The following is a 24,635-nucleotide window of genomic DNA, read 5'->3' as shown; positions in this document are numbered from 1 at the left end:
TGTGCGGCGCCGAAAGGAAGGACCCCGCCCATGGCCGAGAATCCGATGCTCAAATTCGTTATTCGCCCGCAATCCTATCCGGAGAAACGGTCCGCGAACGAACGCGCGCATGACTTCCATGAGATTTCGGACGGGTTCGAAACGCCCAAGGCCGAGGATCAGGCCGCGCGCTGCTCGCAGTGCGGCGTGCCCTATTGCTCGGTCCACTGCCCGCTGCACAACCACATCCCGGACTGGCTGCGCCTGACCGCGGAAGGTCGGCTGCGCGAGGCGTATGAGCTCTCCAACATGACCTCCACAATGCCCGAGATCTGCGGCCGCATCTGCCCGCAGGACCGGCTGTGCGAGGGCAATTGCGTCATCGAATTTTCCGGCCATGGCGCCGTCACCATCGGCTCGGTCGAGAAGTTCATCACCGATACCGCCTGGGAAGAAGGCTGGGTCGAGCCGGTGCAGGTCGGCAAGGCGACCGGCTTCTCGGTCGGGATCATCGGCGCTGGCCCCGGTGGCCTCACCACGGCGGAATATCTGCGCGCGGCGGGGCATGAGGTGCATGTCTACGATCGTCACGATCGCGCCGGCGGCCTGCTGACCTATGGCATCCCCGGCTTCAAGCTGGAGAAAGAGGTCGTCATGCGCCGCGTCAAGCGGCTGGAGGATGCCGGCATCCAGTTCCACATGGGCTTCGAGGTCGGCAAGGACGCCTCGCTGGCCGAGCTGCGCGAGCGGCATGACGCGATCCTGATCGCAACCGGCGTCTACAAGGCGCGCGACATCAAGGCGCCCGGCGTCGGGACCACCGGCGTGGTCAGGGCGCTCGATTTCCTCACCGCCTCCAACAAGGCCGGCTTTGGGGATCATGTCCCCGCCCATGAGGATGGCTCGCTGCTCGCTACCGGCAAGGATGTCGTGGTGATCGGCGGCGGCGATACCGCCATGGACTGCGTGCGCACCTCGATCCGCCAGGGCGCCAAGTCAGTGCGCTGCCTCTACCGCCGCGACCGGGAGAACATGCCGGGCTCGCAGCGCGAAGTGCAGAATGCCGAGGAAGAAGGCGTCGAGTTCGTCTGGCTCTCCGCCCCCGTCGCCTTCGAAGGCACGGAGAAGGTCACCGGCGTGAAGATGACGCGCATGCGCCTCGGCCAGCCGGACGCTTCCGGCCGCCGCGCGCCGGAGCCGGAGCCGGGCAGCGAGACCAGCATTCCCGCCGATCTCGTCATCAAGGCGCTGGGCTATGACCCGGAGGATCTGCCGGTGCTGTTCGGCGAGCCGGGCCTCGCCGTCACCCGCTGGGGCACGCTGCGCGTCGACCATCGCAACATGATGACCAGCGTCGATGGCGTGTTCGCCGCCGGCGACATCGTGCGCGGCGCCAGCCTCGTCGTCTGGGCCATCCGCGATGGCCGCGACGTGGCCGACCATATGCACAGCTATCTGCGTGCACGGACGCCCAAGAAGCAGGCGGTCGCCGCATGACCGAGATCAATCGCAACTCCGCAGTTGAAAGAACAACCACCATGGTTCCTGAAACCGAACGCGACCGGATCGCCCGTGAGGGCATGTATCGCCCTGAATTCGAGGGGGACGCCTGTGGTGTCGGCCTCGTCGCGGCGACGGATGGCAAGGCCTCGCGCCGTGTGGTCGAAAGCGCCATCGATGCGCTCAAGGCCGTGTGGCACCGCGGTGCTGTCGATGCCGATGGCAAGACCGGCGACGGTGCCGGCATCCATGTCGATCTGCCGGTGCGCTTCTTCGACGATGCCATTTCCGCCTCCGGCCACAAGCCGCTGCCCAACCGCCTTGCCGTTGGCATGATCTTCCTGCCGCGCACGGACCTTGGCGCGCAGGAGACCTGTCGCACCCTGGTCGAGGCCGAGATCATCCAGGCCGGCTACCGCATCTATGGCTGGCGGCAGGTGCCGGTCGATGTCTCCGTCATCGGCGAGAAGGCGCAGCGCACCCGCCCGGAAATCGAGCAGATCCTCATTGCGGGCCCGATGCCCGAGGAGCAGGACGTCGCCGAGTTCGAGCGCGATCTCTATCTGGTGCGTCGCCGCATCGAGAAGAAAGTCATCGAGGCGCAGATCAATGATTTCTACGTCTGCTCGCTCTCCTGCCAGTCGATCATCTATAAGGGTCTGTTCCTTGCCGAGAGCCTGTCGGTCTTTTACCCCGACCTGACAGACGAGCGGTTCGAGAGCCGCGTGGCGATCTTCCACCAGCGTTACTCCACCAACACCTTCCCGCAATGGTGGCTGGCCCAGCCCTTCCGGTCGCTGGCCCATAATGGCGAGATCAACACGATCCGCGGCAACAAGAACTGGATGAAGAGCCACGAGATCAAGATGGCGGCGCTGGCCTTTGGCGAGCAGTCCGGCGACATCAAGCCGGTGATCCCGGCGGGTGCGTCCGACACCGCCGCGCTCGATGCCGTGTTCGAGACGCTGTGCCGCGCCGGCCGCGATGCGCCGACCGCGAAGATCATGCTCGTGCCCGAGGCATGGCAGCACAATGACGATGTGCCGCAGGCCCACCAGAACATGTACAACTATCTCGCCTCCGTGATGGAGCCGTGGGATGGCCCGGCCGCGCTCGCCATGACCGACGGCCGCTGGGCCGTGGCCGGCATGGACCGCAACGCCCTGCGTCCGCTGCGCTACACGCTCACCTCCGACAATCTGCTGATCGTCGGCTCGGAGACCGGCATGGTCGTCGTGCCGGAGACGACGGTGGTCAAGAAGGGCCGCCTCGGCCCCGGCCAGATGATCGCCGTCGATCTCGATGCCGGCCAGGTCTATGACGACCGCGCCATCAAGGACCGGATCGCTGGCGAGCGCCCCTATGCGGATTATGTGAAGGGATTCCGCACCGCGGACGACCTCCCCGCCGCTGCCAATGACGCGCGCCCGCAGTGGGACCGCGCCGAGCTGGCGCGCCGTCAGGTCGCCGCCAACCTCACCATGGAGGACATGGAGCTGATCCTCAGCCCCATGGCCGAGGATGGCAAGGAAGCGGTCGGCTCCATGGGCGATGATGCGCCGCTCGCGGTGATCACCGAGAAGCCGCGCACGATCAGCCACTTCTTCCGCCAGAACTTCAGCCAGGTCACCAACCCGCCCATCGACTCGCTGCGTGAGCGGCATGTGATGAGCCTGAAGACGCGCTATTCGAACCTCGCCAATATTCTGGAGGAAGACCGCCAGAACAGCGAGGTGATGATCCTCGAATCGCCGGTGCTGCTGTGCGACGACTGGTCGCGGCTGAAGCGCTATTTCGGCAAGACGGTGGCGGAGATCGACTGCACCTTCCCGGCCGATGGTCCGCCGGATGCCCTGCGCGCTGCCATCAACCGCATTCGCGACGAGGCGGAAATCGCCGTGCGCGCCGGCCAGACCGAGCTGTTCCTCTCCGATGAAGCCATCGGGCCGGATCGCGTCGGCATCGCCATGATCCTCGCGGCGGCGGCGGTTCACACCCATCTCGTCCGCAAGGGCCTGCGCTCCTACGCGTCCATCAACGTGCGCACCGCCGAATGTCTCGACACGCATTATTTCGCGGTCCTCATAGGCGTGGGCGCCACGGCGGTGAACGCCTATCTTGCCGAAGCCTGCATCGCCGACCGCCATGCGCGCGGCCTGCTGGGCGACCGCAGCCTGGAGGCGTGCCTCGAGAACTTCCGCACGGCGATCAACGAGGGCCTGCTCAAGATCATGAGCAAGATGGGCATCGCGGTGATCTCCAGCTATCGCGGCGGTTACAACTTCGAGGCGGTGGGTCTTTCGCGCGCCATCGTGAACGATCTGTTCCCGAACATGCCCTCGAAGATCTCTGGCGAAGGCTATGCCTCGCTGCAGTATAACGCGCTCGTCCGCCATGAGGCGGCGTTCAGCAAGGCCGTCGCCACCCTGCCGATCGGCGGTTTCTACCGTCACCGCGCGGGCGGCGATGCCCACGCCTATTCGGCGCAGCTCATGCACCTGCTGCAAACCTCGGTGAACACGGACAGCTACTCGACCTACCTGCAATTCTCGCGGGGCGTCTCGGAGCTACCGCCGGTCTATCTGCGCGATCTTCTGGAGTTCAACTATCCCGATCAGGCCGTGCCGATCGACGAGGTCGAGGCGATCACCGAGATCCGCAAGCGCTTCGTCACGCCCGGCATGTCGCTGGGCGCGCTCTCACCCGAGGCGCATGAGACGCTGGCCATCGCCATGAACCGGATCGGTGCCAAGGCCGTCTCCGGCGAGGGCGGCGAGGATCGCTCGCGCTTCCAGCCCTATGAGAATGGCGACAACGCCAATTCGAGCATCAAGCAGATCGCCTCGGGCCGCTTTGGCGTTCATGCCGAATATCTGGGCGCCTGCGAGGAGATCGAGATCAAGGTCGCGCAGGGTGCCAAGCCCGGCGAAGGTGGGCAGTTGCCCGGCTTCAAGGTGACCGAGTTCATCGCCAAGCTGCGCCATTCGACGCCCGGCGTGACGCTCATTTCGCCGCCGCCGCATCACGACATCTACTCGATCGAGGATCTGGCCCAGCTCATCTACGACCTCAAGCAGATCAACCCGCGCGCGCGCGTCTGCGTGAAGCTGGTGAGCCAGGCGGGCATCGGCACGGTCGCGGCGGGTGTCGCCAAGGCGCATGCCGACGTCATCCTCGTCTCGGGCAATGTCGGCGGCACCGGTGCCTCGCCGCAGACCAGCATCAAGTTCGCTGGGCTGCCGTGGGAAATGGGCCTGGCTGAGACCAATCAGGTGCTCACGCTCAACGGCCTGCGCCACAAGGTGAAGCTGCGCACCGACGGCGGTCTCAAGACCGGCCGCGACATCGTGATCGCGGCGATCCTGGGCGCCGAGGAATTCGGCATCGGGACGCTGAGCCTCGTCGCCATGGGCTGCATCATGGTCCGCCAGTGCCACTCGAACACCTGCCCGGTGGGCGTGTGCGTGCAGGACGAGCGCCTGCGCGCCAAGTTCACGGGCACGCCGGAAAAGGTCATCAACCTGATGACCTTCATCGCCGAGGAAGTGCGCGAGATCCTGGCGCGTCTGGGCTATCGCAGCCTGGATGAGGTGATCGGCCGTACAGAACTGCTCAAGCAGGTCAGCCGCGGCGCCGAGCATCTGGACGATCTGGACCTCAACCCGATCCTTGCGAAGGTGGATGCGGACGACGACAAGCGCCGCTTCAACCTGCCGACCTGGCGCAACGAAGTGCCGGACAGCCTCGATGCGCAGATGATCGCGGACGCGCAGGCGGTGTTCGAGCGTGGCGAGAAGATGCAGCTCACCTACACGGTGCGCAACACGCACCGCGCCGTGGGCACGCGCTTCTCGGCGCTGATCACCAAGAAGTTCGGCATGTCGACCCTGCAGGATGGGCACGTCCATGTCCGTCTGCGCGGCACGGCCGGCCAGTCGCTGGGCGCCTTCCTGTGCAAGGGCATCACGCTCGAAGTGTTCGGCGATGCCAATGACTATGTCGGCAAGGGCCTCTCGGGCGGCATCATTGCCGTGCGGCCGATGGTCTCCAGCCCGCTGGCCAGCCAGGAGAACACGATCATCGGCAACACGGTGCTCTATGGTTCCACCGCCGGGAAGCTGTTCGCAGCCGGTCAGGCCGGCGAGCGCTTCGCGGTCCGCAACTCCGGCGCGCAGGTCGTCGTCGAAGGCTGCGGCGCCAATGGCTGCGAATATATGACCGGCGGCACCGCCGTGATCCTCGGCAAGGTCGGCGCCAATTTCGGCGCGGGCATGACCGGCGGCATGGCCTTCATCTATGATGAAAGCCGCACCTTCCCGGCCCATGCCAATGCCGAGAGCATCGTCTGGCAGCGGCTGGACAGCGCCCATTGGGAAAGCGTGCTCAAGGATCTGGTCGAGGAGCATGTCGCGCGCACGGACAGCGACTGGGCCAAGTCCATCCTGCACAGCTGGGAGCGCAACCGCGATCACTTCTGGCAAGTCTGCCCGAAGGAAATGCTCAGCCGCCTCAAGCAGCCGCTGTCCGACAAGCAAGAGGTTGTCGCGGCGGAATGAAGACAAGACCCCCGGTGGTGACGCCGGGGGTTTTTCTCGACGGATGGCGAGTTAGACGTGCGGCGACGCGCCTCAGCGGTGGGTTCTGCTCATTCCTGCAGAAGCGGCGCGGCGATGACCGGCGCGGCGGCCAGACGCGCGGCGACCTTCGCCGGAGCCGGCTCCTGCACGCGCAAGGGCGCTGAGGGCGGCGAGACAGAAGCGCGGTCCGCCAGGGCTGGTCGCGTAGACTCCTGCAAGTCGACCGCCTCATAAGGCGGCAGCGGCGCATAGTCCGCAGGCATCGGCTCCAGATAATCCCGGTGGCGGTTCAGGCCCGCATCGCATCCTTCACAATGGTAGCTGGACGGCCCGTCACGCATCGCTGCGCTTGCATAGGCGCGATCCTCGAAGGATGAGGACGTTTCCTCGGCGCCGGCCTCGCTCCAATACGCAGCCAGTTCATCTGCACCGGTAGGGCGGCCTGCTCCATTTGCCGTGACGAAATTGCCGAGCACCACGCCGCCGGTTCCGCCCGCCAACAAGACGGCGCCGATAAACCCCCATGTGCGTGCGCTGGTGTTCATGGTGCTGTCCCTTATCTGATCTCGCCTTCTCGGGCACTCTGCCGTGGGGGATGCTGTCTCTGGAACAAGTCCCCTCGCCGCCATTGGTTCCAGCAGCGCAAGTTTCAGCTATGATCGGCCTCGCTGGCGATTTAAGAGCCGCGCATGTGGCATCTCTATCAGTTTCCGCTCTGTCCCTTCTCGCGCAAGGTCCGCTTTCTCATGGCGGAAAAGGGCATCGTGTACGAAACGGTGCGCGAATCGCCCTGGGAAGGTCGGGATGAATTCCTTGATCTGAACCCTGCAGGCACCACGCCGGTGATCGTGGCCGACGACGGCCATGCGACTCTGGCGGACAGTCAGGCCATCTGCGAATATTTCGAGGAGACGGTGGACAAGTTTCCGCTGATCGCGGGCTCCGCGCTTGATCGCGCGGAAGTGCGCCGGCTCGTCGCCTGGCTGGACCAGATCGTCTACCGCGATGTCGTGGCGCCGCTGCTCAATGAGCGGATGATCAAGCGGGTCGTCTCCCGCACCTCACCCGATGCCGGGGCGCTGCGCGAGGCGATGCGCCGCGCCAACACGCATATGGATTATCTCGATTATCTGCTCGACCATCGCAGCTGGCTGGCCGGCGGAACGATGAGTCTGGCAGACATCGCCGCCGCCGCGCATATCTCCGTCGCGGATTATCTCGGGGGCATCGACTGGGAAGGCCATGGCCAGACCAAGCGCTGGTATGCCGGCATCAAGTCACGCCCCTCCTTCCGCCCGCTGCTGGCGGAGCGGATGGAGATCGTGACGCCGCCTAAATATTACGATCAGCCGGATTTCTGAGCGCGCTCAGTGCTCGGTTTCAGCCGCGATATAGACGCGGTTGCGGCCATGCTCCTTGGCCAGATACAGCGCGCGATCCGCGGCTTTGAGCGCATCGCGCGGCTCGGTGTAGCCAAAGACATCCGCCACGCCGCCTGAGAAGGTCACGCGGTTCATGCGTTCGCCGGTCTTGCGGTCGACGAGGTTGCGCTGCGCCATGTCGATGCGTGCATCGTCCACCACCTTGGCGGCCTCCGCGACGGTCAACCCCCGGAAGAGCATGACGAATTCCTCGCCGCCGTGGCGCGCGACATGACATTTATCGCCGGAGATCTTCGCGAGCAGGCCGGCAACGAACTTCAGCACCCGGTCGCCAGCATCATGGCCATGCGTGTCGTTGATGACCTTGAAATGATCGATATCGCAGAAGGCAACGCACAGGGATTCCCCGTCTTCGCGCGCCTTGACGGCTTCCTCGCGCAGCGTGTTTTCGAATGCGCGGCGGTTCGGCAGGCCGGTCAGATGATCCTGCTCGGCCGCCTTGCGGGCGCTCTCCAGGTTCTTCTGCAGCAGCCGCGTCTGCGTCTGCCCCTCACGCATCTTGCTTTCGACTTCGCGCGTCTTCTCGATCATGCTGCGGGTGAGCAGAATGAGATTGCCGAGCGCCTCCCCAGCATCCGACTGCTCCAGCGAGGCCGCCTGCTTCTGCAAGGCGACGCCGAAATCCTTGGCGGATGTGCTGGACTGATCGACAATGCCGGTGATCTGATCAAGATTGGCCTCGACCTTCTTGAGCATGTCGGCCAGCGTATCAGGGGTCAGTTCCTCGGCCCGCTGGTCGACGATGATCTGCTCGACCGCGCCATTGGTAAGCTTCCCCCGCTCCATCAGGATCGCGCGGACCGCCTTTTCCACGGCGATGTCGTTGCCGGTGATATAATCCAGCGCCAGCCCGAAGTTGAGCGGCGTCAGATCGAGATCATGGGCGAAGAGAAAGCTGCCGACTTCTTCGTAGATCATCTTGCGCCGCTCGCTCTCGCGGCGAAGATGCGCATTGCCTTCCTCGCGCCGAGCCCCCTCGACGACGTGCGCGCTTTCGGACGCACCTTCCGTGATGCCCAGAATGCGGCCCAACCGGGCCAGCTTCCCACCAAAACTCTCAGACGGCACTTGCGCGGCAGACATGCCTGATCTCCTCCAACGCGGCCCTTCTAGCCGGCTGTGGTAAACAAAGCTTTGAAGGTGACGGGCTGAATTGCGACTGAAATGCAAAAAGCTGTCAGGCGGTCAGACCAGATCGCCCAGCAGCAATTTGGGCCGGCTGCCGCTTTCGCCGCGCGCTTCCGCCATGAACCGATCCTTGAGCGGCCCGAGCTTCTGCACGGCGGACAAGCCCAGCCGACGGATCGCCGAGACCGGCCGGCCGGGCACATCGAACAGCCGGACGAGGCCGTCCATCATGATCGTTACGCTCAGCGCATCCAGCGCCCGCCAGCGCTGGTAGCGGGCGAGCAGTTGCGCATCGCCCGGTTCCATGCCGGTGCGCATGCCTTCCACGATCACCTGGGTGAGCGCCGCGACATCGCGATAGCCAAGGTTAACCCCCTGGCCGGCGATCGGATGGATGCCGTGGGCAGCGTCACCCACCAGCGCGAGCCGCTCATCGATGATCCGGGCAGCGCGGTGATAGCCGAGCGGGTAACTCTGCATGGGCGCTGCGAGGCGGATGCGGCCGAGGAAATTCCCCATCCGCTTTTCCGCCTCCGCCAGCCAGGCGTGCTCGCCGAGCTTGAGGTAGGCGGCCGCGTGCTTTGTCGGCACCGTCCAGACGATGGCCGAGCGATTGCCCGGCAGCATCGGCAGCAGCGCAAACGGCCCGCCCGGGTAGAAGATTTCATAGGCGGTGTTCCCGTGCGGATCGTCATGCTCGATGGCCGTAATCAGCGCGGTGTGGGGATAATCCCATTTCGCCACTGTTATGCCAGCCGCCGCACGCGTCGGGCTGCCCCGGCCTTCCGCGCCGACGAGCAGGCTCGCGCCGATCTCGGCGCCGCTTTCCAGCCGCACGCGCACGCCATGCGCATCCCGCACTGTCTCCACCGCCCGGTCGGGCTGGAAGCGCACGATATTGACCGCGTCCGCCGTGGCCTCGATCGCGGCCCGCAGCTCGCGATTCTCGACCATGAAGCCCATGGCGCCATCATCGGGATCGGGCGCGAAATCGAGCGCGCCGCCGGTCAGCCCTTCGCTCACCCAGATCCGGTCGATGGGGCAGGTCTTGCGGGCAAGGCGCGGCGCGATGCCGATGGCCTCGAACTGGCGCCAGCTTGCCGAGGAAATCGCGGAGGTACGTCCATCGAAGCTCTGCGCCGGTACGCGCGCGGGCGCCGCCGGATCGACAATGGCGCTGCGCACGCCATGGCGTTCGAGTGCGACGGCCAGCGTCAGCCCGACAAGACCGCCGCCCAGAATGATGACATCATAGCGTTGCATCGGTCCATTCTAGCGAGGCCGGAGGGCGAAGGCGACTGCCCATTGGAGAAAAGCCCGCTCATCCCAGACCAGGTTGGCCCCCGCTCACATCAGAAGGCGAGTTGCGCGCTGTCCATGGCCGCAATGTCTGCGGCGCGGCGGTACCGGAACACCGTGGCCGGCGGCACGTTGCGCACGATGGTGCCGATCCGCTCCACGCCCAGATCGAGCGCATCGGCGACCGACTCGGCCAGCGGCGGGCGCGGCGAATAAGTGAACTGTATGAACGCGCCGCCGGGCCGCAGCAGCCGGAAGGCCTCGCTGACGATCGCGCTCTGCAGGGTCTTGCTCATCGCCAGCAGCGGCAGGCCGCTGATCACGCACTGATAGGCACCCTCGCCGCCCGTGCATTGGCCGAGCACAGCCTGAGCCGGCGCCTCGATGATCGAAACGCCCGCAAAATCGCGCCGCAGGTTGCGCGCAAAACCGGGATTGATCTCGACCACTTCCAGATGCGTGCGCGGCAGGCCGGTCGCCAAAATCTGCCGGGTGAGCGCGCCCGTGCCGCCGCCGAACTCCATGACGAGGCCGCCTTGCGGGTCGATCTGCGAGGCCATCAGCCGGCCAAGATGCGGGCTGCTCGGCACGATGGAGGCCGTCTGGCGCGGTTTGCGCAGCCAGGCGTGAAGGAATTTCAGATAATCCCCGGCGCTTGACCGACGATCGGTCAGTGCGGAACTCTTGCTCGCCATCGCCCCTCGCTCGCTTGTCACGGAACCGTCTCACTAGTGCGCCGTGGGGGCGCTGGGAAGAGGCAAGATGGGGGTGATCGATCGGCTTTGTGCGCCGCTCGTCCTGAAAAGCACAGGGACCGGCTGGTCAGTGCGTCACATGCCGCACGGCCGCGAGAAGACGCTCCGGATCGAACGGCTTGACCAGCCAGCCCGTCGCGCCGACTTGCCGCGCACGGGCGCGCTTTTCCTCGCTATATTCAGTGGTCAGCACCAGCACCGGCCGGTCGACATGGCGCCTGCCCTGCGCCCGCAACGTCTCGATGAAGCCGAAGCCATCGAGCCGGGGCATGTTGATGTCCGTAATGACAAGATCGGCCTCATTGGCCTCCAGCCAGTCGAGCGCGGCCTGGCCATCCTCGGCTTCCACCACCTCATATCCGCCGCCGGTGAGCGTCATGCGCAGCAACGCCCGCATGCTGCGGCTGTCATCGACTGTCAGAACCTTCGGCATGTGCTTGTGCGACCTTCTGCCCGTTCGAGCGAAGGCACGCCATAAGGGTGGCAGCGTTTACAAATCGTCGACAGCGCAGACCGATGACGGCCCGGCCCGGTCAGATCTCGGCGTTGATCACCCAGTCGTGGAACATGCGCACAGCGCGCTTTTCCATGGCTTTCGGGCGGCAGACGAAGAAATAGCGATAGGGGCTTTCGACATGATAATCGAACAGCCGCACGATCCGGGGGTCATGCGCTTCCTTGAAGTGGCGCCCATGCATCGCGGCGATGCCGAGTCCTTGCGCCGCCGCCTCCAGCATCAGCGCACCCGAATCATAATAGTCGATCGACGCCGGCGTGAGATTCGGCAGGCCGACCGCTTCCTTCCAGACGTCGAACGTCGCCGACATGTCGCGGTGAACCAGCAGGGTCTGGCGGGCGATGTCCTCAGGGCGCGTGACCGGCCGGGGGCCTTCCAGCAAGGTTTTCGACCCGATGAGATAGACAAGATCGCGATCCAGCTCGCGCCCGTACAACGAGGGATCGACATCCCGCGCCAGCACGATGGCCGCGTCCAGCCCTTCTCCCAGGCGCGCGATGGCATTGGGGCTGGTGTCCACGTCCAGATGGAGATCGGGATGCTGCTTGTGCAGCTCGCCCAGCCGCGGGAACAGGCGTTGGCTGGCGAACAATGGCAACATGCCCAGTCGAACCCGCATCGTCCGCGCGCCGCCGGTAGCACTCTCGATAGCCGCGCCCAGCGCATCGAGCGCGGGCGCGATTTCCTTGATCAGGGCATGGCCGTTCTGATTGAGTTCCAGCTGCTGGTGTTTGCGCTCGAAGAGGTTGTAGCCCAGAAATCGCTCGAGCGCCTGGATGCGGCGGCTGAGCGCGGGGGCTGACAGAGCCAGTTCCTCCGCCGCGGCCTTTACCGAGCCGGTGCGCGCGACCTGCACAAAAGCCTCAAGGGCGGTGAGAGGGGGAAGCCTGCGCATCGATGTTTAACGGGACCCAAGTTTATGCTGCATTGCACAACTATGCCGCAAGCGTTCAGCCGACGCCAGAGCGTTTTGAGCCTTTGTTATCTCAACGCTATCCGCGACGCGACGCCAGACGCCAGAGCCGTTCGACAGGCCCCTGCCCCATCGATCGCCGCCAGAGGACCGACCAGACGAGCATCACAGCCCACATTGCCAATACCACCAGCAAAAGCTGCGTCCGCGTCAGCGCCCCGAACAGCCCTCCGCCATAACCGTAGAACAGGCCGGTCATCAGAAGGCTGGTGAGCAGATAATTGGAGAGCGCCAGCCGGCCAATCGTTGCAATGGCCCGAACCAGCGGCGCTTGCGGATGTTGCGCCGCCAACCCCATCGCCATCGAGGCCAGAGCGACGGCCAGGGGCAGACGCAGCGGCACCGACCAGCCGAACAGGGCCGCCTGCGCCGCGAGCGGATCGCCCGACAACAGCACCCAGATGCCAAGGCCCGCCATCGGCACCAGGCCGACCAGCATCGCCCGGTGCCATGTCGCGCGATATTGGGGGACCGGCCACTGGCCCGCCATGAAGCCGCCCTTGAGCATCGCCATGCCAAGCGCGATGAAGGCCAGACATTCAGGCCAGGAATAGAGGATCTGATTCAGCGCCGCCCGCGGCGCGGTGCCGATCCGCTCGGCGAAAATGCCAGCATAGCCACCAGTATAGAGCGCGATCTCATTGGCAACCGCCCGGCTCGCGCCCATGCCGGCCGAGTCCGCATAGGCCTGCCAATGTTCGACGATGGTCGGTGCGGCTCCCGGTGCCAGCGCTGCCGCGCGGAGCGAGAAGGCGGGCCACACCGCCACCAGATTGATCACCCACTGAAGCAACAGCAGTCCCAGCGCGAGCTTGATCAGGCCAAGCGTCTCGAACCGGATGAACAGGGTGGCGATCAGGCCGCATAGGGCCAGCTGGACGAGGATATCCCCCGACCAGAGCAGCAGATAATGCGCTATGCCGATGGGCAGCAGCCACAGCATCCGCCGACGATGCGCCTGCAGCCCATCCCGGCCGTTCATCTCCGCCGACTCGATCACCAGCAGGATGGACGCACCCAGCAGCATCGCGAAAATCGCGCGCATCTTGCCATCGATCAGCAGGAAGGTCGCTAACCAGGTCGCCAGATCCGCCGGCCCTTGCGTCCCCACCGTGAACGGGTTGAACCCCGCCGCAGAGGGCAGCCCGAAGGTTACGATATTGCCGAGCAGGATGCCCATCACGGCGCACCCCCTCAGAAAATCCAGTCCTTCGATCCGAAAGCCCTCATCGGCCATGCGCTGTGCTGTCCCGGTTGCGGGCCGGGCGCATGAGCGGGCCGGCGCCTTGTTCGATTGGTCGTTGCTCTATCGCCTTTTGGCGTGACGTCCACCCCAAGCTGGTGCATTCGCGCGGCGATGGTCAGCGACTGCAAGACACGCATCGGCGCCGCATTCGGCGCGGCGGCGCCCCGCTATGAGGGCGATGCAGGCGTGCACCGCCATGTCGCCATGCGCCTGCTCGACTTTGCGACGGGCGGCACCGATGCCGGCGCCCGCGATCCGGCAACCGTGCTGGAGATCGGCTGCGGCACCGGCCTGCTAACGCGGCTGATTGCGCAGCGCTGGCCCAATGCGGCGCTCACCGCCACCGACATCGCGCCCGGCATGATCGCGGCGATGCGTGAGGCCGGCAGCCCGGCGCGGCTGCTGCTGATGGATGGAGAACGCGCGGATCTGGGCACCGAGCGCTTCGACCTCATTCTCTCCAGCCTCGCCTTCCAGTGGTTCGAGGATTTGCCGGCGGCCCTCGCCCGCCTGCACGGCCTTTTGGCGCCGGGCGGGAGCCTATGCTTCGCCACGATGGGCGCCGAGAGCTTCAGTGACTGGCGCGCGGCCCATGCGCGTGAAGGGCTGGTCTGCGGCTTACGCGACTATCCGGACCGCGATGAGGTGGCCGCGATGGCGCAGGCTTTGGGCCAGTGCGATCTTGCCGAGGAGTTGGTCCCGCTGCCCGCGCCCGGCGGGCTGGCGCTGGCCCGGCATTTCCACGCGATCGGCGCGCGGGTGCCGCAGCCCGGCTATCGCCGCCTTGCGCCCACTTCGCTCCGCCGCGTGATGGCGCGGTTCGATGCGGATGGCGGAGCTTCAAACTACCACATCATCTATGGCAGGCTGTGGCATGACTGATCGACCGACCCTGCGCAGGGCAGTAGCCGAGGATGCCGAAGCCCTGGCGAGGCTGAAGCTTACCTGCTTTCGCGAGACCTTTCTGGAGGACTTCGCGGTCCCCTATCCGCCCGATGACCTCGTCCGGTTCGAAATCGAGGCCTATGGCGCGCAGGCCGTCGCCCGCGAACTGGCGGACCCGACCCACGCCAGCTGGGTGTGCTCTACGGTTGCCGGAGAGCTGGTCGCCTACGCCCATGCCGGGCCGAGCAAGCTGCCGCACCCCGAGGTCACCGCGCACTCCGGCGAACTCTATCAACTCTACGTCCGTCGCGGCCATCAAGGGTACGGGTTGGGAGGCGCCTTGCTGAAAAGCGCGCTGGATTGGCTTGCAGAGCGCTATCCGGGGCCAAGCTGGCTCGGCGTCTGGTCCGGCAACGACCGGGCGCAGGCGGTCTACTCCGCCGCCGGCTTCCACAAGGTCGGCGATTATCTGTTCCATGTCGGTGACCACCGCGACGAGGAATATATTCTGCGCCGCGACTGAAAGCGATGCAGCGTTTCTGCCGCCCGACGAACCGCAGCCCCGTTTAGAGTTTTGCCATAGTTCGGCGCCTAGCCTGCGCCAGAACGACACGGTGCCAAAAGCCGTGGCAAAGCTTGGAACGGACGGACAAGATGCGGGCTGCAGAAATCCTCAACAGGTCGGACGTGCCGCGCGGACAGCGGATATGGATGGGGCTCGCCTCAAGCCTGCTGGCGCTCTCGCTGGCCGGCTGCGGTGGCAGTGACAGCGGCGGTGGCGGTGGCGGATCGACGCCGATCACGGTCGCGCCGACACCAACCCCTACGCCAGCGCCGACCCCAGCGCCCACACCCACGCCAAGTCCTACGCCGACGCCGACCCCCACCCCAACGCCGACAAGTTGGACGGCGGCGGCGGCCGCGCTCTACGATACCCAGCCGAATGTCGCCTCGTGCAACATCGGCGTGCTCAAGACCAGCGTGCGGATGGACATGCTGGCCAAGGTGAATGCGGTGCGCGCGCTGCATGGGCTTCCCGCCGTCGTTTACGCTGCGTCTGCCAATCAGGGCGTCGACGATTCCTCGCTCATGATGGCCGCGAACAGGACGCTGGACCACAATCCTCCACCCACATGGACATGCTACACGACCGCAGGTCGCGACGCCGCTGCCTCGGGCAATCTCATCGGCGGATGGGGGTCATTGCCATGGCGGACCGAAGACGATCTGCTGGCGGGGTGGATGACGGAGCGCAATAGCCTCTCGATCGGCCACCGTCGCTGGATCCTGAACCCGTTCCTCGGTCAGATTGCTTATGGGCGGTCCGTGTATCAGCTGCCTTCGGGCGAACGCGCAGATGGCGCGACGATGAAGGTCTTTGGTTTCAGCACCAGCGTCGCGGCACCCGCCCCGAGCAGCCTGCCCGATTTCATCGCCTATCCGCAGGGCAACTATCCGCAGCGCTACTTCGGCGCGAGCGACATTCTCTCATTCACCGTGCTCGCCAACAAGACCGGGGCCTATGGCGCCAACGGAAACGTCGGCTTTAGCGGCGCCATCATCACGGTCAGCAGCGGTGGCACGAGCCTGCCTGTCACCAACGTGAAGTATGACAATGACGGATATGGGGTGCCGAACAACATCGAGTGGCGGGTGACGGGCCTGCAGGCCAACACGACCTACACCGTCAAGATTGTAGGCATCACCGGCGCCCCGCAGAGCGGCTACGAATACACGTTCCGCATGGTGCCCTGACCCGGCCGCATGGTGCCCTGACCCGGCACCGACGGGCGCCGGTCAGGCGTCCATCAGGGCCGGGAAGAAGCCTTCATGCGCGGTGCGCAGATCGGCCAGCGCGACCGAGTGATCGCTCTCCGGCAGCTCGAAGATGATGCGATTGGCAATGGTGCGACCCAGCCGCGCGACCGTGACGCCGCGCGCCTCGGCATGGCTGAGCATCTCGACCAGCGCCGCATCCCGCACAGTCACGACATACAGGCCCTGATCCTCGGCGAAATAGGTTTCCGCCGTCGTGCCGGCCAGCGGCTGATCGAGGATCGCGCCGATGCCGCCGGCAAGCGCCATCTCCGTCACCGCGACGGCGACGCCGCCATCCGACACGTCGTGACAGGCCGTGATGGCGCCGCAGCGAATGGCCTCGCGCACGAAATCGCCGGTCCGGCGCTCGGTGGCGAGATCGACCGGCGGCGGCGGCCCCGCATCGCGGCCTTCCAGCCCATGGACCTGCCGCAGCCAGAGTGACTGGCCGAGCGATCCGGTGCGCTCACCGACGAGGAAGATGATGTCGCCCACGTCCTTGAACGCGATGGTGCACATCCGCTCGACATCCGGGAGCAGGCCGACCCCGCCGATCGCCGGCGTGGGCAGGATCGCGCTGCCGCCGCCCGTCGCCTTCGACTCATTGTAGAGCGAGACGTTGCCCGACACGATGGGATAATCGAGCGCCCGGCAGGCCTCGCTCATGCCCTCGAGACAGCCGACGATCTGGCCCATGATCTCCGGGCGCTGCGGATTGGCGAAGTTGAGGCAATTGGTGATGGCGAGCGGCTGGCCGCCGACCGCCGTGATGTTCCGCCACGTCTCGACCACCGCCTGGCGGCCGCCCTGCACCGGATCGGCATAGCAATAACGCGGCGTGCAGTCGGTGCTCATCGCCAGCGCCTTCCTGGTGCCATGCACGCGCACGACGGCAGCGTCACCACCCGGCGCCTGCGCGGTGTCGGCGCCGACCATGTGGTCATATTGCTCCCAGATCCAGCGGCGCGATGCGAGATCAGGCGAGCCCATCAGCGCGAGCAGATCGGCGGCCGGGTCCTTGCTATCGGGCGCGCTGGCGAGCGGTGCGAGCGGCGGAGTCGGCACATGCGGGCGATCGTAGAGCGGGGCGTCGTCGGCCAGCGGGCCGAGCGGAATGTCGCAGACGGTCTCGCCATGGTGGACCAGCACCATCCGGCCCGTATCGGTCACTTCGCCGATGACCGCGAAATCCAGCTCCCATTTGTGGAAGATCGCCTCGGCAAAGGCCTCCTTGCCGGGCTTGAGCACCATAAGCATCCGCTCCTGGCTCTCCGAGAGCATCATCTCATAGGCGGTCATGCCGGTTTCGCGCTGGGGCACCTTGTCCATGTCCAGCCGGATGCCCACGCCACCCTTGGACGCCATTTCCACCGACGAGCTGGTCAAGCCTGCCGCGCCCATGTCCTGAATCGCGACGATGGCGTCAGACGCCATCAGTTCGAGGCAGGCCTCGATCAGCAGCTTCTCGGTGAACGGATCGCCGACCTGAACGGTGGGGCGCTTCTCTTCGGAGTCCTCGCCGAAATCGGCCGAGGCCATGGTCGCGCCATGGATGCCGTCACGCCCGGTCTTGGACCCGACATAGACGATCGGGTTGCCGACGCCGGAGGCTGCGGAATAGAAGATCTTGTCCGTCTCCGCGACGCCCACGGTCATCGCATTGACGAGGATGTTGCCATCATAAGCGGCATGGAAATTGGTCTCGCCGCCGACCGTCGGCACGCCCACGCAATTGCCGTAACCGCCAATGCCCCGCACCACGCCGGAGATAAGGTGCTTCATGCGCGGATGATCGGGCCGGCCGAAGCGCAACGCGTTCATGTTCGCGATCGGACGCGCGCCCATGGTAAACACGTCGCGCAGGATGCCGCCGACACCCGTCGCCGCGCCCTGATAGGGCTCGATGTAGCTCGGGTGGTTATGGCTTTCCATCTTGAAGATCGCCGCCTGGCCGTCCCCAATGTCGATGACGCCGGCATTCTCGCCAGGGCCGCAGATCACCCAGGGCGCCTCGGTCGGCAACTTCTTCAGGTGGATGCGGCTGGACTTGTACGAGCAATGCTCACTCCACATCACCGAGAAGATGCCAAGCTCCGTGATATTCGGCTCGCGGCCGATGGCGTTCACAACGCGCTCATATTCCTCGGGGGTGAAACCGTGTTCGGCGACGATTTCGGGGGTGATGCCTGAGGCGCTTGGGGTGGTGCTGGTCGACATGAGCGGCCTTTATCGCCGCCAGCGGGCGGGCACAACCGCCCGATCGGCCCTTGTAACGAAAAAGGCCGACCCTCTCGGGTCGGCCATTCTTTGAGCATTGGCCCGCCAAGGCGAGCCATGCGGTTGAACCATGACCGGCCGGTCAGCCCGCCTTGCAGGCCTGGCCGTTATACGTGACCGTCTCGCCGGCGCCTTCCAGCTTCGTCGCGCCATCGGCGGAAACGAAGGGCTGGCCGGCTTCCGGTGCCTTGAGACCGGTGATCGGGCCGCCACGTTCGGTGCGCAGGTTCGCCGTCACATCGTCCGTCATGAAGTCGACGAAGATCAGGCTGTTGTCCTTGCAGCGATAGGTGGTGCTGGCACGGAGCATGGGGGGCAGGGCGACGTTACCGGCATTTGCCAGTTCCGCAGCCATTGGGTCATTCGTGCCAGTGTTGAAGGTTTCAGGCTCGGACTTGCACGCAGACAAGGCGAGCGCGGCCGCGCAAAGCGCGATTGAGGGGTATGTGAGGGTTTTCATAGCCCCGCGGCTATTGCGATTCGCTCCCGCGAGGTCAACTTGATTTGCGTGACAATACGCCATTTTTCGGGGGAGCGTAGAGAGCACGCTTGACCCTGTGGGGGAGCCGGGTCAATGCATGGGCATGGCAGACGAGACCGATAGCGGCACCCTCAGCTTCGAGGACGCGCTCAAGCGCCTGGAGGCGATTGTCCAGCAACTGGAGCGCGGCGACGTGCCGCTGGACCAGTCCATCACCCTTTATCGCGAGGGCGAGGATCTGCGGCTGCAATGCCAGAAGCGGCTCGATGCCGCGCAGGCCCGGATCGAGCAGATCACGGCGAGCGCCGATGGGTCCGCCGCGCGGACGGCCCCTTATCCCAGTGAATGATCCGCTGATGCGCCAGCAGGCCGGAACCCGGCTCGAAACCGCCCTGACGGAGATTGCCGAGGCGATCGACGTGCAGTTCGACCGGCTGCTGCCCGTGCCGGACGACCAGCGCGCCCGGCTTTATGAAGCGATGCGCTACAGCGCTATCGGCGGCGGCAAGCGCCTGCGCCCGCTTCTGGTCAAGGCAAGCTGCGACCTCTTCAACATCGGTTGGGAAAGCGCGGTGCGCGCCGGCCTCGCCGTCGAGTGCATCCACGTCTATTCGCTGATCCACGACGATCTGCCCGCGATGGACAATGACGATATGCGGCGCGGCAAGCCGACGGCCCATCGCGCCTTCGATGAGGCGACGGCGATCCTCGCCGGCGACTGCCTGCACGACCTCGCCTTCGCGGTGCTTGCGGACGAGCGCACCCATGCCGATGCGACCGTGCGCTGCGAACTGATCGCCAGCCTGGCCCAGGCCAGCGGCCCGGCGGGCATGGCCGGCGGGCAGATGATGGACCTCGTCGCTGAAACGACGCAGTTCGATCTGCCGGCGATCACGCGACTGCAGTTGCTCAAGACCGGCGCGCTCATTGTCTTCTGCCTGGAAGCCGGCGCCATTTTCGCGCGGATCCCCGAGGACCGGCGCACAAGCCTGCGCGGCTATGCCCATGATGTGGGCCTGGCTTTCCAGATCGCCGACGATCTGCTCGACATCGAAGGGGATGCCGCCGTCACCGGCAAGGCCGTGGGCAAGGACGCCGCTGCTGGCAAGGCCACCTTCGCCTCATTGATGGGCGTGGAGAAGGCCCGGCAGCAGGCATCCCTGCTGGTGGCGCAGGCCAAGGACCATCTGCGCGATTTTGGCGAGGAAGCCGATCTGCTGCGCGACATTGCCGATTTCGCGATCAGCCGCAGCTATTAAGGACGCGCACATGGTTCACCGCATCGGCCTTTATCCGGGAACCTTCGACCCTATCACGCTCGGCCATATGGACATCATCCGGCGCGGATCGAAGCTGGTCGACAGGCTGGTGATCGGCGTGACGACCAATCCCAGCAAGTCGCCTTTGTTCACGCTGGACGAGCGGCTGGCGATGATCCGGCGGGAATGCGCGGGGATCGATGCGGACATCGACGTGCGGCCCTTCGATTCGCTGCTGATCGATTATGCCCGCTCGGTCGGCGCTTCGCTGATCCTGCGCGGCCTGCGCGCGGTGGCGGACTTCGAATATGAGTATCAGATGGCGGGCATGAACCAGTATCTCGATGCCAGCATCGAGACGGTGTTCCTGATGGCCGACGTTGCGCTGCAGCCCATTGCCTCGCGTCTGGTGAAGGAAATCGCAGGGCTGGGCGGCGACATCGGCAAGTTCGTTTCGCCCGGTGTTCGCACCGATGTGATGGCCCGGCTCGGCATGAGCGTCGACGTCGGCAGGGCAGACGAGACTTGACGGGTCATCATTGGTTCAGCCATGCGACGCTAGTTGGCGGCCGGGCCCGGTTCGGCCGTGAAATGAGGATGGACGACATGCGTGTTACCCGACTGTTTGGCTCCGGCATTGCGCTTGCCGCCGCCTGCGGCCTCATGCTGGCCAGCGCCAATTCCGCGCAGGCCCAGCCGGGCGGCGGTGCGCAGGATGCCCTGGCGAAGGCCGAAATGGCGGCCCGCGCGCAGAAGGATGCCGACGCCCTGCGCGAGGACGCGGAGAAGTCCAAGGACAAGCCGCTCGTCGCAATGACGCCGGTCACGCCCGAAAACACCTGGGTGCTGACCCTCTCGGACGGCGCCACCGTACGCATCCTCCTGCGCCCGGACGTGGCCCCCGGCCATGTCGAGCGGATCAAGACGCTGACACGGGAAGGCTTCTACAACGGCCTCAAGTTCCACCGCGTGATCGATGGCTTCATGGCGCAGGGCGGCGACCCCAAGGGCGATGGCACCGGCGGATCGCCCCTGCCGGATCTCAAGCAGGAGTTCAGCTGGCTGCCGCACATGCGGGGGACCGTCTCCATGGCGCGCGCGCAGAGCGATGACAGCGCCAACAGCCAGTTCTTCATCATGCTGATGCCGCGCATGCAACTCGACCACAAATATACGGTTGTGGGCCGGGTGATCGATGGCATGGCCGGTGTCGACCAGATCGCCAAGGGCGAGCCGCCGGCCCAGCCGACGACCATCGTGCGCGCCTATATCCAGAGCGATCAGCAGGCCTCTGCACCGGCCGGCAGCAACACCGCAGGCTGATCACGCCGATACGCGCGAGGGATTACCGGCCAGCCGCACCGCGCTGACCGGCACCTGTTCAACGCCCGGCGCAGGCGCTAAGGGCGCCAGCCATGCGCGTTGACCTTTTCGATTTCGACCTGCCGCCCGAGCGGATTGCCCTGCGTCCGGCCTCGCCCCGCGATGCGGCCCGAATGCTGGTGCTCGAAGGCCAGGACGGGGGCCTGCGCGACATGGGCGTGCGCGATCTGCCGACCGTGCTCCGTGCCGGCGACTGCCTTGTCTTCAACGATACGCGCGTCATCCCCGCCCAGTTGGAGGGGCAACGCGGCGAAGCGAAGGTGGGCGTCACGCTTCACAAGCGCCTCGGCCCGCGTGACTGGCAGGTCTTTGTGCGCAATGCCAAACGGGTTCGGCCCGGCGACAACATCGCCTTTGCGCAAGGCGTGCAGGCACAGGCCGGCGAGCGGGACGCGGATGGCGGCATGACGCTCAGCTTCCTGGGTGACGAGCCGGTTGAGCTGCTGCTCGAACGCGCCGGCCAGATGCCCCTGCCCCCCTATATCGCCAGCAAGCGGCCCACCGACCAGCAGGACCGCGAGGATTATCAGACGATGTTCGCGCAGGAGCCGGGTGCCGTCGCGGCGCCCACCGCAGCGCTGCACTTCACGCCCGGCCTCGTCGCAGCGCTCGCCGAGGCCGGCATTGGCCAGGCGACGCTGACCTTGCATGTCGGCGCCGGCACCTTCCTGCCGGTCAAGGCCGACGATACCGACGAACACCGCATGCATGCCGAATGGGGGCGGATCGACCAGGCGACGGCGGATCGGCTGAATGCAGTCCGCGCCAAAGGCGGCCGGCTGATCGCGGTGGGCACGACCAGCCTGCGCCTCCTCGAAAGCGCCACCGGGGAAGATGGCATCATTCGGCCGTTCGCGGACGAGACGCGCATCTTCATCACCCCGGGCTATCGCTTCCGCGCCATTGATGGACTGATGACGAATTTCCACCTGCCCCGCTCGACCCTGTTCATGCTGGTCAGCGCGCTGATGGGGCGCGAGCGGATGCAGGCAGCCTATGCCCATGCCATCGCGCAGGGTTATCGCTTCTACAGCTATGGCGATGCGAGCCTGCTGCTCCCCTGAGGGCGGGCAGCAGCGGGGGCCTAGATCAGCCCGAGCCGGCCAAGATCGGCCGCCAGCTGATCGGGCAGCATGTCGCCGCCCTCGCCATCTCCCATGTCCGGCGGCGCATCCTCGTGAGCCAGATAGCGCCAACCCTGATGGGCGCGCTTGGGCCGTGGCACCACCGGAATGAGTCGCGGCGCAAGGCGTATCCATTGCCGCCCGTCCGACCGCGCCTCGAACCCGAGCAGCGGGCTACGCCCGACGATCTGATGCGCCAGTACCCAATAGAGCGACCCGCCGGCCATCTCCTCATGCCGCTTGGGCAAATAGCGCGTCGTCAACCGCGCCTCGCCACCCTCTCCGGCCTGCGCGTGGCTTTCCAGCCACTCCCGCAAGGTGGCGGCGCTCTCCGACTGGAAGGCGATCTTGGTCATATGAAGGGGCATGATGCCGATCTAGGGCGTGGGGGCGAATTGGCAATGGCGGGAAGCGGTGGGGCGGGAGCGGTGGTTGGTTGCCTGGTTCCGCGTCCGCCACCCAAGCGGTTAGCGAAGCAGTTAGGTTATCGAGGGCGGGCGTATTCTACCCTCTCCCCTGAGGGAGAGGGATGCGCAGACTTGGCAGCGTGCTGCCTAGTCGAAGCTGGGAGAGGGGTATGCGATCCGCTGGATCGCGCGGATCAAAGATCCGCCACCCCTCATCCAACTCCGCCTAGCCGCCTATTGGCGACAAGGCTCCGTATCCTTCTCCCTCAAGGGGAGAAGGTTGAAGACTCGGCAGCAATGTCGTCCTATTCGCTTAGACGCTTTGCTGCCGCGCAGCAGTCAAATCGCCACCGAAGCGCTCTCCTGACCCGCTATTGGCACCACCTCTGCCGCCACCCAAAGCCCCCACAATAGTTTCCCTTCGGCCTGCTAAAGCAAGCGTCGGTTGCGGGCTTGGGTGCTCGAACGCATCTACCACCCATGGCGCACTCTGAGTCCTTTACGGCCGGCACGGTCTATCTCGTTGGCGCAGGTCCGGGCGATCCTGATCTGCTGACGGTGCGTGGTGCCCGCTTGATCGGCCGGGCGAGCCTGATCGTGCATGACGGTTTGGTCGATGCCTCCATCCTCGCTTTGGCCTCGCCGGAGGCGGAGCTGATCTCGGTCGCCAAGCAGCGCTCGCGCCATTCGATGAAGCAGGAGGCGATCAATTCGCTGCTCGTCGGCGAGGCGCTTTCGGGCCGGGATGTCGTGCGCCTCAAGGGCGGCGATCCCTTCATTTTCGGGCGTGGCGGCGAAGAGCTGGAGGCCTGCCGCGAGGCTGGCGTGCGCTGCGAGGTCGTGCCTGGCATCAGCGCAGCCGTCGGCGGCGGCGCCAGTGCCGGCCTGCCGCTCACGCATCGCGAGGACGCCAGCATCGTCAGCTTCGTAGCGGGACAGTGCAAAGGTCTTTCCGAGCAGAATTGGGTCGGCCTTGCCGGGCCGGGTCGCACGCTCGTCATCTATATGGGCCTCGCGACCAGCCAGGATATTGCCGAGAAGCTGATGCGCGACGGGCTCTCGCCCTCGACGCCGGTCGCGGTGATCGAGAAAGCCACGCGCCCTGATCAGCGGGTGCTGCGCAGCCTGCTCGCCGATCTTGGCGATCTCGTGGCGCGCGAGGCGGTCGAGAGTCCGGCGCTGATCGTGGTGGGCGAGGTCGTGCGGCATGCCGACGCGCTCGATTGCCTGCCGCTCGGGTCATTTCACATTGAGCACAGCACAGGTGCGGGGAGCCACTGACGACATGAATATCCTGACCGGCAATGATCTCGCCACCGGCGACGTCATCTGGTGGACTGGCCAAGGCTGGTCCATCCATGTGAACGACGCCGTGGACGTCGGCGAGAAGGGCGCGGAAATCGCCCAGGCCGAAGCCGCCGCGCGTCGCGTGAACGAAGCCTATGTGATCGACGGCGAGCAGGACGGCGAGGGCAATATCCGCCCCGCCCATATCAAGGAGCGCATCCGCGCGCTCGGCCCGACCGTGCGCCTCGACCTGAGCCTCAAACCCGCCGACCCCAATGCCGGCAACTGGGTGATCTGA

General features: G+C 65.8%; 23 protein-coding genes. 13 read left to right on the top strand and 10 right to left on the bottom strand.

What is annotated here, in order from left to right:
• Positions 1-30 precede the first annotated feature (30 nt).
• Together M2331_RS02045 and gltB are read left to right on the top strand one after the other, a co-directional pair.
• Complete coding sequence (locus M2331_RS02045; protein ID WP_181558746.1) at positions 31-1,476, top strand: NAD(P)-dependent oxidoreductase; 1,446 nt, start codon at positions 31-33, stop codon at positions 1,474-1,476.
• Positions 1,477-1,517: 41 nt separating this feature from the next.
• Positions 1,518-6,035 carry a glutamate synthase large subunit gene (gltB, locus tag M2331_RS02040; RefSeq protein ID WP_181558745.1) on the top strand — a complete coding sequence of 1,506 codons (4,518 nt, stop codon included), beginning with the start codon at positions 1,518-1,520 and terminating at the stop codon, positions 6,033-6,035.
• Positions 6,036-6,124: 89 nt separating this feature from the next.
• Here gltB and M2331_RS02035 read toward each other — a convergent pair whose 3' ends face one another.
• Positions 6,125-6,601 (bottom strand): hypothetical protein, encoded by a 477-nt coding sequence (locus M2331_RS02035; protein WP_181558744.1) that lies wholly within the window; start codon positions 6,599-6,601, stop codon positions 6,125-6,127.
• Positions 6,602-6,745: 144 nt separating this feature from the next.
• Between M2331_RS02035 and M2331_RS02030 the strand changes: the two genes are divergently transcribed.
• A complete protein-coding gene (locus M2331_RS02030) occupies positions 6,746-7,417 on the top strand; it encodes a glutathione S-transferase family protein (RefSeq protein ID WP_181558743.1) in 672 nt (223 codons plus the stop codon).
• Between the two features lie 6 nt (positions 7,418-7,423).
• Here the strand turns inward: M2331_RS02030 and M2331_RS02025 are convergent, their stop codons facing one another.
• The 6 genes from M2331_RS02025 to M2331_RS02000 all read right to left on the bottom strand — a co-directional run bounded on the left by M2331_RS02025 (position 7,424) and on the right by M2331_RS02000 (position 13,407).
• The gene (locus M2331_RS02025; protein ID WP_181558742.1) at positions 7,424-8,581 is read right to left on the bottom strand and encodes a sensor domain-containing diguanylate cyclase; all 1,158 of its coding nucleotides are present in this window, start codon (positions 8,579-8,581) and stop codon (positions 7,424-7,426) included.
• Between the two features lie 102 nt (positions 8,582-8,683).
• Positions 8,684-9,889, bottom strand: coding sequence for an FAD-dependent monooxygenase (locus M2331_RS02020; protein WP_181558741.1), 1,206 nt, complete (start codon positions 9,887-9,889; stop codon positions 8,684-8,686).
• Positions 9,890-9,978: 89 nt separating this feature from the next.
• On the bottom strand, positions 9,979-10,620 hold the full coding sequence (locus M2331_RS02015) for a class I SAM-dependent methyltransferase (protein WP_181558740.1): 642 nt from the start codon (positions 10,618-10,620) through the stop codon (positions 9,979-9,981).
• A 127-nt stretch (positions 10,621-10,747) separates the two neighbouring features.
• Complete coding sequence (locus M2331_RS02010) at positions 10,748-11,113, bottom strand: response regulator (RefSeq protein WP_181558739.1); 366 nt, start codon at positions 11,111-11,113, stop codon at positions 10,748-10,750.
• A 100-nt stretch (positions 11,114-11,213) separates the two neighbouring features.
• Positions 11,214-12,092, bottom strand: coding sequence for a LysR substrate-binding domain-containing protein (locus M2331_RS02005; RefSeq protein WP_181558738.1), 879 nt, complete (start codon positions 12,090-12,092; stop codon positions 11,214-11,216).
• Between the two features lie 97 nt (positions 12,093-12,189).
• Positions 12,190-13,407, bottom strand: a complete 1,218-nt coding sequence (locus M2331_RS02000; protein ID WP_181558737.1) for a DUF418 domain-containing protein — start codon at positions 13,405-13,407, stop codon at positions 12,190-12,192.
• Positions 13,408-13,491: 84 nt separating this feature from the next.
• Between M2331_RS02000 and M2331_RS01995 the strand changes: the two genes are divergently transcribed.
• The 3 genes from M2331_RS01995 (at position 13,492) to M2331_RS01985 (ending at position 16,056) form a co-directional block, all read left to right on the top strand.
• Positions 13,492-14,298: a methyltransferase domain-containing protein gene (locus M2331_RS01995; protein ID WP_264592251.1), complete on the top strand. Its 807-nt coding sequence runs from the start codon at positions 13,492-13,494 to the stop codon at positions 14,296-14,298.
• Positions 14,291-14,824, top strand: a complete 534-nt coding sequence (locus M2331_RS01990; protein ID WP_264592250.1) for a GNAT family N-acetyltransferase — start codon at positions 14,291-14,293, stop codon at positions 14,822-14,824. Before M2331_RS01995 ends, M2331_RS01990 begins: the two co-directional genes overlap by 8 nt.
• A 113-nt stretch (positions 14,825-14,937) precedes the next feature.
• Complete coding sequence (locus M2331_RS01985; RefSeq protein ID WP_184117292.1) at positions 14,938-16,056, top strand: CAP domain-containing protein; 1,119 nt, start codon at positions 14,938-14,940, stop codon at positions 16,054-16,056.
• Positions 16,057-16,098: 42 nt separating this feature from the next.
• Here M2331_RS01985 and purL read toward each other — a convergent pair whose 3' ends face one another.
• Together purL and M2331_RS01975 are read right to left on the bottom strand one after the other, a co-directional pair.
• Complete coding sequence (gene purL / locus M2331_RS01980) at positions 16,099-18,336, bottom strand: phosphoribosylformylglycinamidine synthase subunit PurL (RefSeq protein WP_181558734.1); 2,238 nt, start codon at positions 18,334-18,336, stop codon at positions 16,099-16,101.
• 142 nt (positions 18,337-18,478) lie between these two features.
• Positions 18,479-18,856, bottom strand: coding sequence for a hypothetical protein (locus M2331_RS01975; RefSeq protein ID WP_181558733.1), 378 nt, complete (start codon positions 18,854-18,856; stop codon positions 18,479-18,481).
• Positions 18,857-18,980: 124 nt separating this feature from the next.
• Here M2331_RS01975 and M2331_RS01970 point away from each other — a divergent pair, with 124 nt between their 5' ends.
• From M2331_RS01970 to queA, 5 genes are all read left to right on the top strand, one after another.
• Positions 18,981-19,226 (top strand): exodeoxyribonuclease VII small subunit, encoded by a 246-nt coding sequence (locus tag M2331_RS01970; RefSeq protein WP_181558732.1) that lies wholly within the window; start codon positions 18,981-18,983, stop codon positions 19,224-19,226.
• Positions 19,227-19,233: 7 nt separating this feature from the next.
• Complete coding sequence (locus M2331_RS01965; RefSeq protein ID WP_181558731.1) at positions 19,234-20,136, top strand: polyprenyl synthetase family protein; 903 nt, start codon at positions 19,234-19,236, stop codon at positions 20,134-20,136.
• A gap of 10 nt (positions 20,137-20,146) precedes the next feature.
• Complete coding sequence (coaD, locus tag M2331_RS01960) at positions 20,147-20,665, top strand: pantetheine-phosphate adenylyltransferase (protein ID WP_181558730.1); 519 nt, start codon at positions 20,147-20,149, stop codon at positions 20,663-20,665.
• A gap of 77 nt (positions 20,666-20,742) precedes the next feature.
• The gene (locus M2331_RS01955; protein WP_181558729.1) at positions 20,743-21,459 is read left to right on the top strand and encodes a peptidylprolyl isomerase; all 717 of its coding nucleotides are present in this window, start codon (positions 20,743-20,745) and stop codon (positions 21,457-21,459) included.
• Positions 21,460-21,551: 92 nt separating this feature from the next.
• Entirely contained in the window at positions 21,552-22,583 is a 1,032-nt protein-coding gene (gene queA, locus M2331_RS01950) for a tRNA preQ1(34) S-adenosylmethionine ribosyltransferase-isomerase QueA (protein WP_181558728.1), read from the top strand.
• 20 nt (positions 22,584-22,603) lie between these two features.
• Here the strand turns inward: queA and M2331_RS01945 are convergent, their stop codons facing one another.
• Entirely contained in the window at positions 22,604-23,011 is a 408-nt protein-coding gene (locus M2331_RS01945; protein ID WP_181558727.1) for a DUF1489 family protein, read from the bottom strand.
• Between the two features lie 519 nt (positions 23,012-23,530).
• On the opposite strand from M2331_RS01945, the gene cobA reads away from it, so the two are divergent.
• Both cobA and M2331_RS01935 read left to right on the top strand, forming a co-directional pair.
• The gene (cobA, locus tag M2331_RS01940) at positions 23,531-24,331 is read left to right on the top strand and encodes a uroporphyrinogen-III C-methyltransferase (protein ID WP_181558726.1); all 801 of its coding nucleotides are present in this window, start codon (positions 23,531-23,533) and stop codon (positions 24,329-24,331) included.
• Between the two features lie 4 nt (positions 24,332-24,335).
• Positions 24,336-24,635, top strand: coding sequence for a DUF2849 domain-containing protein (locus M2331_RS01935; RefSeq protein ID WP_181558725.1), 300 nt, complete (start codon positions 24,336-24,338; stop codon positions 24,633-24,635).

The sequence above is a fragment of the Sphingobium sp. B10D7B genome, from assembly GCF_025961955.1.
Lineage (GTDB): Bacteria > Pseudomonadota > Alphaproteobacteria > Sphingomonadales > Sphingomonadaceae > Sphingobium.
The sequence above is the reverse complement of the archived record's forward strand: the minus strand, read 5'-3'. Positions and strand labels throughout refer to the sequence as shown.